The 7,175-nt window shown below is 36.4% G+C and carries 8 protein-coding genes; all 8 read right to left on the reverse strand.

All coding sequences use genetic code 11. The features are described from left to right. Positions 1-514 (reverse strand): DUF1624 domain-containing protein (locus ACY65O_RS12895; protein WP_462221267.1); only part of this gene is annotated, 514 nt, incomplete at its 3' end. A gap of 11 nt (positions 515-525) precedes the next feature. Continuing rightward, positions 526-1,437 carry a hypothetical protein gene (locus ACY65O_RS12900; protein WP_462221268.1) on the reverse strand — a complete coding sequence of 304 codons (912 nt, stop codon included), beginning with the start codon at positions 1,435-1,437 and terminating at the stop codon, positions 526-528. A 108-nt stretch (positions 1,438-1,545) separates the two neighbouring features. Next, on the reverse strand, positions 1,546-2,493 hold the full coding sequence (locus ACY65O_RS12905) for a hypothetical protein (RefSeq protein WP_462221269.1): 948 nt from the start codon (positions 2,491-2,493) through the stop codon (positions 1,546-1,548). After that, positions 2,486-3,514: a hypothetical protein gene (locus ACY65O_RS12910; RefSeq protein WP_462221270.1), complete on the reverse strand. Its 1,029-nt coding sequence runs from the start codon at positions 3,512-3,514 to the stop codon at positions 2,486-2,488. Before ACY65O_RS12910 ends, ACY65O_RS12905 begins: the two co-directional genes overlap by 8 nt. Next, positions 3,480-4,367 (reverse strand): hypothetical protein, encoded by an 888-nt coding sequence (locus ACY65O_RS12915; RefSeq protein ID WP_462221271.1) that lies wholly within the window; start codon positions 4,365-4,367, stop codon positions 3,480-3,482. Before ACY65O_RS12915 ends, ACY65O_RS12910 begins: the two co-directional genes overlap by 35 nt. A 1-nt stretch (position 4,368) precedes the next feature. Further along, positions 4,369-5,628, reverse strand: a complete 1,260-nt coding sequence (locus ACY65O_RS12920) for a DUF418 domain-containing protein (RefSeq protein WP_462221272.1) — start codon at positions 5,626-5,628, stop codon at positions 4,369-4,371. 493 nt (positions 5,629-6,121) lie between these two features. After that, entirely contained in the window at positions 6,122-6,571 is a 450-nt protein-coding gene (locus tag ACY65O_RS12925; RefSeq protein WP_462221273.1) for a nuclear transport factor 2 family protein, read from the reverse strand. A 112-nt stretch (positions 6,572-6,683) separates the two neighbouring features. Then, on the reverse strand, positions 6,684-7,175 hold a 492-nt coding region (locus ACY65O_RS12930), incomplete at its 5' end, for a DUF2306 domain-containing protein (RefSeq protein ID WP_462221274.1).

The raw sequence follows: 7,175 nt of genomic DNA on the forward strand, positions 1-7,175 counted from the left end.
GAACATTTCCATTGCGGCTTGCTTCTGCAAAGTCAACACTGTTATGTCCCAATACAATCAGTAAACCAATTGCCAGTATTGCATTAAAAGGAAGCCAGATAACAAGGCCGAGTATGATCATACTGATGCCGATAGACCAGATAGTTTGTAAAAAGAAAAACCCATAATGTATATCAGACGTTATGGCCAGGCCGATCACTGCAACCTCCATAAAAACAAGCCAGAGACCACGGGTTATTAAAAAGCGGCTGAGTTCTTTTTTTGTTTTGCGGCGGCTCTGCAACCAGGCCGATACACCGGATAGAAAAACAAAAGTGGGCGCACAAAAATGAGTAATCCAGCGGGTAAAATAAAGAAACGGCGTGGTGGTTGCCAGGTCAAGCGGATCGTTGACATTGGCTACACTGTGAAAATAATCCCTGGTATGATCGAGGGCCATGATGATCATGACCAGGCCACGAAGCAGGTCGATTGTTTCAATTCTTTTGGAGTTTGCAGTTAATGTTTGTTGCATAATGATATTTTTTATTCAAGGTGATATTCTTTTTGTAAGTATGCAATTAATTCCGCCCCGGTTATTTTTAATATTTCATCATTTGTAAGCATTCCTTTTTTTGTGCCATGCATATACACTGCAAAAATGGAAAACTCCCGTAATAATTCATTGTCAGTTGTGCGTAATGCCGGATTGTAGTTTAATCTTTTTATCTCGTCATTTAGTCCTTCTGAATTTAAAAAAAGCATCGGATCAAAAATTTTTGCTGCTGCTTTTTTATATTCTGTAAATTCTGTTTCATTAACTGATTCCAGCAGGCGGGTCAGGGGAAATTTTTCATAATAGGTCATGATCTTGTTTGAAGTATTAAGATTCCTGATGAGCCTGAAATTACCTGAGTTCTTCAGTTGTTCAAAAGTGCGGTTGTTGGTTGATAGTGGGCTTAGCCTTGGTGCAAGTCTTGCAAAAAAATATAAGTTGGCGGTATTGTTCTTTAGTTGAGCAGGAGTATTCAAAATGTTAATCATGCTGTCCATCATGGAAAGACCGTTTTTTACATGTTCAATATGTGTTGATAAAACTTCCTGGTCACTTTTTAAATCAGCAACCAGCGATTCGATATATTGCTTTTCCCGTTGATGCTCTATAACATGCTCCAGTTGATACTCCGCCAAAAATCCGCAGAACACCGCAAGAAATAACATTAAAAACTCCCAGAAATAAGATTTCCAGTTTTTTTTACCGTGAGGTGCATGGGTGTGATGATGTACTTCCATATCGTTTTCTTTTGCTGTGTTTGTTGTTTCAATTGTTTCTTTTTGATGCAAAATATTTTCTTCAGAAGGAGTTATTTCTTCTTTTGAAGTTGGGGTTTCAATGTGCTCAACTTCAGGAATATTTTCTGCCGTTTGTTTGGGGTTTATATTTTTGTTTTCTTCCATTGCTAATTTTTTATTTGCCTGTATATAAATGCTACAGAAAAACCTATAATGATATAAATCAAAAATTTTATGGCAATTGTTTTAAGTACTGGCTTGTTCATAATCTTTTTATTTCAGGTGATATTCTTTTTTTAATAATTCCATTATCTCATTTGCCAATTCTATCGCTTTGGGATAATATTTTGTCCGCTGGTTTTGCCTGTTAATTTTAGTATCAAGAAGGGCATTTGCAAATGCATTTAACATATCAGCAGTATTGTTTTGCACGGGCATATTTGTATTCCTGATGGAATCAATTAAAGTATTTTTTCTTCCTAACGCAACATCGTCCATTGAGATTGATGCAAGGGCCTGATCGTATTTAGGTATTGTAATCCGGTCTTTGTATGTAACGGCCCTTTTTCTTTTTTCAAAAATATAATCATCCTGTTTGGAAATTATATTTGTAATCGTATTATAATTACTTAGCTGCGTTACCAGTTGCGTATTGGTGAAATAACGAAGGTTACCGGAGCTGATAAGTTGGTTTAATGTAGCTTTGTTCCAGTCAACATCATACCTTAAGCTTGCAAGCCGCATATAATAATATAATTGACCCCCTTTTTGAGAAAAGTCAGCACTGCTTATAAAATTAACGAGGCTGTCAATGATATTATTTACCCTGTTTTCATACAATGCTGCCTTTTTTAAATCGGCTGTATCGTTTTGCAAATCTTTATAAAGGCTTTGTGCATACTCTTTCGCTCGTTGATGTTCTATAGTATGCTCCAGTTTATACTCTGCCAAAAAACCACAAAACACAGCAAGAAATAACATTAAAAATTCCCAGAAATACGATTTCCAGTTTTTCTTTCCGTGTGGGGCGTGGGTGTGGTGATGTACTTCCATATCTTTTTCTTTTGCTGTGTTAGTTGTTTCAATTGTTTCTTTTTCTTGCAAAATATTTTCTTCAGAAGAAATTGTTTCTTCATTTGAAGTTGGAGTTTCGCTTTGCTCAACTTCCGGAATATTTTCTGCTGTTTGCTCCGGTTCTGTGTTTTTATTTTTTTCACTCATTTTTTAAAGAATAATTTTCTCTTAATACTGTTAGGATTTTATGATTGGTTTGAATATAATTTTTCATCTGCAGCGTTCGGGTTGATACCATCATCTGTTTATAAAACAGTATCATGTTGGATGCTTCGCCACGGTCGAACGAAGCAATATTTAAGATGTTGCTTTCTATGTTCTGGTTACTTTGGCGGTAATTATTTATTACATCCAATACGTTGGCAGTGGTATCCATTTTACGTAAACTATCTATCCAGCTCCAGTCATAATATTTCAGCATAAAAGGTTTGATGGGGCTGGCAAAATATTGGTACTCCTGTTCATTCCTTGTCCGTACAGTATTTATATTAACACTGATGTCGCCAATCAGCTTTTGCAAAACAATGCTTTTAAAATATCGGAGAGAGCCGGAATTTTTGAGCTGGCTGAGGATGCCGTCTTTCGGTTCAAAAGTATAGGTGTTGATGAGGTACAAACTGGTGGTATATGCAGGATAGAATTTTTTAGGAAGATTTGTTAAAGAGCTATCTCTAAAATAACTGGTTAAGTAATCCATATCTTTTTCTTTTTCCAGGCGGCTGCTTAGCTTATTAGCCGCCGCTGTGGAATCATCCAGCAATTCTGCGTACAAGGCTTTGGCGAATTCTTTTTCCCGTTGATGTTCTATTACATGCTCCAATTGATACTCTGCCAAAAAACCACAAAACACAGCCAGGAATAACATTAAAAATTCCCAGAAATAAGATTTCCAGCTTTTTTTATGATGTGGTGCTGCCGGGTTGTGTGCATGATGATGTACTTCCATATCGTTTTCTTTTGCTGTGTTTGTGGTTTCAATTCTTTTTGTTTCGGGCAAAATATTTTCTTCGGAAGAAATTATTTCTTCAATTGAAGTTGAGATTTCTTTATTCTCAACTTTCCCACTGGGGCCTGCGGCAGGAATATTTTCTGCTGGTTGCTTAAGTGGTATGTTTTTATTTTCTTCCATAATATTATTCCAGGTGATATGCTTTTTGTAATAGCTCAATCAGTTTTTTTGCATCTTGGTTTCTATTAGCGGCTACAATATTATTTAATGATAAAGCCCCATAAAAATAACCGGCACTCGTCAGCAATTCGTTCATGGCAATCTTGTCTTCACTAATCATTGCATCGGCGGTTAACGGTATTTCTTTCTTTTCTTTAATTATTTTCAGTAAATCTTCGCCATCAAATAGTTTAGCCATGGCCTGTGCATAATTATTTGCCCAAATCATTCCAACATTATTGTATGTGTCCAGTTCCGACAAAGAGTTGTAGTAAGAGGAAACTTTTCCAGATACTTCTTTATTGCGTATCAATCGTAAATGACCAGAACTTTTCATGTCTTCATAGGTCCGCTTTACCATGGCTATTTGCTTCCATTTGGCAGTGAGGATTCTTGCAGAATAGGCAAGTTTGCTGATGTATTTTTTCCGGTCGGGTCTTTTTATTAAAACTGTAATAGTATCTAACAAATCACGTACTACCGCATTTCTTGCCAGGTAGTCTGCATATATGGCTGTATCAGCTTTCAAATCTTCAAGCATGTTTTGCATATAAACCTTCTCCCGGTCTCTTTCAATTTTATGCTCCAACTGATACTCTGCTAAAAATCCACAAAACACAGCAAGGAATAACATTAAAAATTCCCAGAAATAAGCTTTCCAGTTTTTCTTTCCATGTGCGGCATGTGTATGATGATGTACTTCCATATCCTTTTCTTTTGCTGTGTTTATTGTTTCAATTATTGCTGTGCCGCTTAAAGGCGGGATGTTGCTTTGCTCAACTTCCCCGCCGGAGCCTGCGGCAGAAATATTTTCTGCTGGTTGTTCTTCCCGTATTTCTTTATTTTCTTCCATATTATATGCTGCTTAAAGATTGTTTTTTCATTGGCTGCCATTTTTTATAAGTAGCACTTCGCCACAGCCACTCCACCGGGCCGTAGTTAAAATATTTTAGCCAGATGGTGCTAATTATTACCTGAATAATAAATACTGCTATGCCAAAAAGAGTAAAATAAACCGGCCCCACTTTTTCTAAATAACCTAAACCGGCCCCCAAAAAAACAAAATTGCCAATAAGCGATTGCATGATGTAATTGCTAAAAGCCATTTTGCCTACCGGCGCAAATACGGATAATATTTTTTTACCGGCATTGGTTTTAAAACTAAACATTAGCAACGCTGCATAAGCCATTGCCAATGGCACAACACCCAACGCATAAGCAAGCGTTTGATAAAAACCATTTATTTTTAAATTGAAATAATCGCCTTCGTACCAGCTCATATAATAAGCCAGGTAATAATTTGCAGGCAGGCCAACTATTAATCCAAAAGCAATTACACCGTACAATATTTTTTTATGCTGCAGGATATTTTTATAAAAATCGCTGCGACCAACCACATACCCAATTAAAAACATACCCAGTACTTTTGGTATGCGGCTTACAAAAATTAAATAGCCGTATCTAAAAAAGAAACCAGCTACATGTCCTTTAAATACATCCCACCAGTTACCGTTACGCAATAAATTTTTAAAATCTGCTTCGGAGTTGGTATTATTTAATGCATGATCAACAGCACCACCTGTTTCAAATAAAATTCCGGCGGGGGCATTTAAAAATGGCCATTGCATTTTAGCAGCATATAAAACAACGGGCAGTAAAAGAAGTGTTGCCCCGCTTATCAATAAAGTTTTGTCAGAAAATTTTCTAAAAGGCAATAATAAAAAACCTAACAGTGCATAAAAGAAAACAATATCACCCGGCCATATTAATAAATGAATGGCACCCAGCAATAACATAAATACCAATCTTCTTTTTATGGTGGGTATGGCATCAATACCTTTGGCGATTCCTCTTTTTACCTGCAAAGCAATACCCCAGCCAAACAATAAACTAAAGATGGAATAAAATTTTCCTTCAATAAACATTTCGTGCAGGTACTTTACTTTATGATCTAATTCGGGCAACAGCATTGGCCCGGTTAAGTGTGCGCTTTCGCTGTACCAGGTAAAGCCACTGCCCAGGTTGGCAATAAAAATACCGAGTATGGCAAAGCCACGCAGCACATCCATAAAAATTTCTCTTTCGTTTGTTTGAACAGGAGTTAGGGTTTGCATGTTAGTTGGTGTTGATTTTTTTTCAGGAAAAAATTAGCGGCAGGCTAAAGCAGATTTGCAAGGAATTAGATAAGAATTTGTAAGATAATAAACTAAGCTGAAAATAATTTTATTTACTCATGCTGTTATTACTATTCCGCATTATTCACTTCTACCTAATAGCAATCAGGATACTGAAAGAAAATTTACTGTTTGCACTGTCTTGCGCCTGCAATAAGGTTGTACATAAAATGGCAATGAGCAAGGTTGTTATTTTTTTCATTGTTTTATTGTTTGTTTTTATTTGTTCGGCTAAAGCCAATAGATTTTAATTTTTTAATCCGGCTAAAGCCGTGTGGCAATTCAACATACAATTTCAAACTATTTACATCTTTCAATTACTTCTGTCTTTTAAAATTATCTCCAGTTTTTTAAATTGCCTCCAGCTTTGGCTGGAGGATAATTTGATTTTGCATTATTGGCTTTAGCCAAAATTCTTTCTCCACAATAAATTTTAACTTCGTTTAATAAGTGTTGAATGCAGGTGTTTTACCCGCCACAGTTTTCTTTCTTTAACTAAAACTACTGTTTCCAGCCATTGTACAGTTGCCTGTTTGCCATCCTTTGTTATTGCTGACTGCAGACGATAAGTAACCCATGCCATAGTTTTATCTGCTGTGGTATTGATGAACTCAAAACTATTGGTACGCTTAAAGTCTGCTGACTGGCTTAGTGTAATGGCTTTCAGTATGAGTGTATCCATATTCCATACCTGGCCATATTCGTACAAGCTAATATCTGCTGTGCTATAAGTTTTCAGGCTGACAGAATCCCGGTTGGATAAAGCATCAAACATTTTTATGACTGTTTCTTGTACGGCCTGCTGGTTTTTTGTTAATGATTGTTGTGCCTGCAACAATGTTGAGGCAGATATTGCAATGATTATAAAGACTATTTTTTTCATGTTTTTTATTTTTTGTTGCCTTGGTCTCCCGATACGGGGATGATGTGTTTGTATCGCATATTTACTTTGCGTTGTGAAAAGGCGGATACGATACAAGACATTAATAATTGATTCATGCCGTTTGTTTTTTATCTTTTATCAACCAATATATGTTGAACATCAGCAATGGAACCAACCACACAAACACATCTGAAGCCAGGTATGCTGTTGATTTATTTGGAAACAAATAATAGAATATGTTCATGGCATAAGCATCAATTACTCTTACGGTAACAAAGTAAGCCGCACAAATAAAACTGCTGATCATCATGCGTTGATGCAGCATTATTTTTCGTTGCTTAATAAAATAAAAAGCAAGTGTTATAAACAGCAGCCATAAACTGGTTACTGTAAGTTGTGATGGCCTGCATCCAATGCACCAGGTTCTCGGTATCATGATGTATAGCGTAGTAATACAAATCAGCGATGCAAGAATGTAAAGCTTACCTGTAGCACGATGAAAGGAAAGGTAGTTGTTGCGTATTGAAGGTGTGAATTGCAATATGGCGGTGCAATAAACAATAATGCCGGCAACAATATGCAGTGCAAAAATGCTGTTATCAAA

Source organism: Ferruginibacter sp. (genome assembly GCF_031430955.1).
Lineage (GTDB): Bacteria > Bacteroidota > Bacteroidia > Chitinophagales > Chitinophagaceae > Ferruginibacter.

What these genes read in the sequence shown, in the direction of transcription:
- ACY65O_RS12920 (WP_462221272.1), bottom strand. Translation starts at nt 5,628, where the DNA reads ATGCAAACCCTAACTCCTGTTCAAACAAACGAAAGAGAAATTTTTATG.
- ACY65O_RS12905 (WP_462221269.1), bottom strand. Translation starts at nt 2,493, where the DNA reads ATGAGTGAAAAAAATAAAAACACAGAACCGGAGCAAACAGCAGAAAAT.
- ACY65O_RS12915 (WP_462221271.1), bottom strand. Translation starts at nt 4,367, where the DNA reads ATGGAAGAAAATAAAGAAATACGGGAAGAACAACCAGCAGAAAATATT.
- ACY65O_RS12925 (WP_462221273.1), bottom strand. Translation starts at nt 6,571, where the DNA reads ATGAAAAAAATAGTCTTTATAATCATTGCAATATCTGCCTCAACATTG.
- ACY65O_RS12900 (WP_462221268.1), bottom strand. Translation starts at nt 1,437, where the DNA reads ATGGAAGAAAACAAAAATATAAACCCCAAACAAACGGCAGAAAATATT.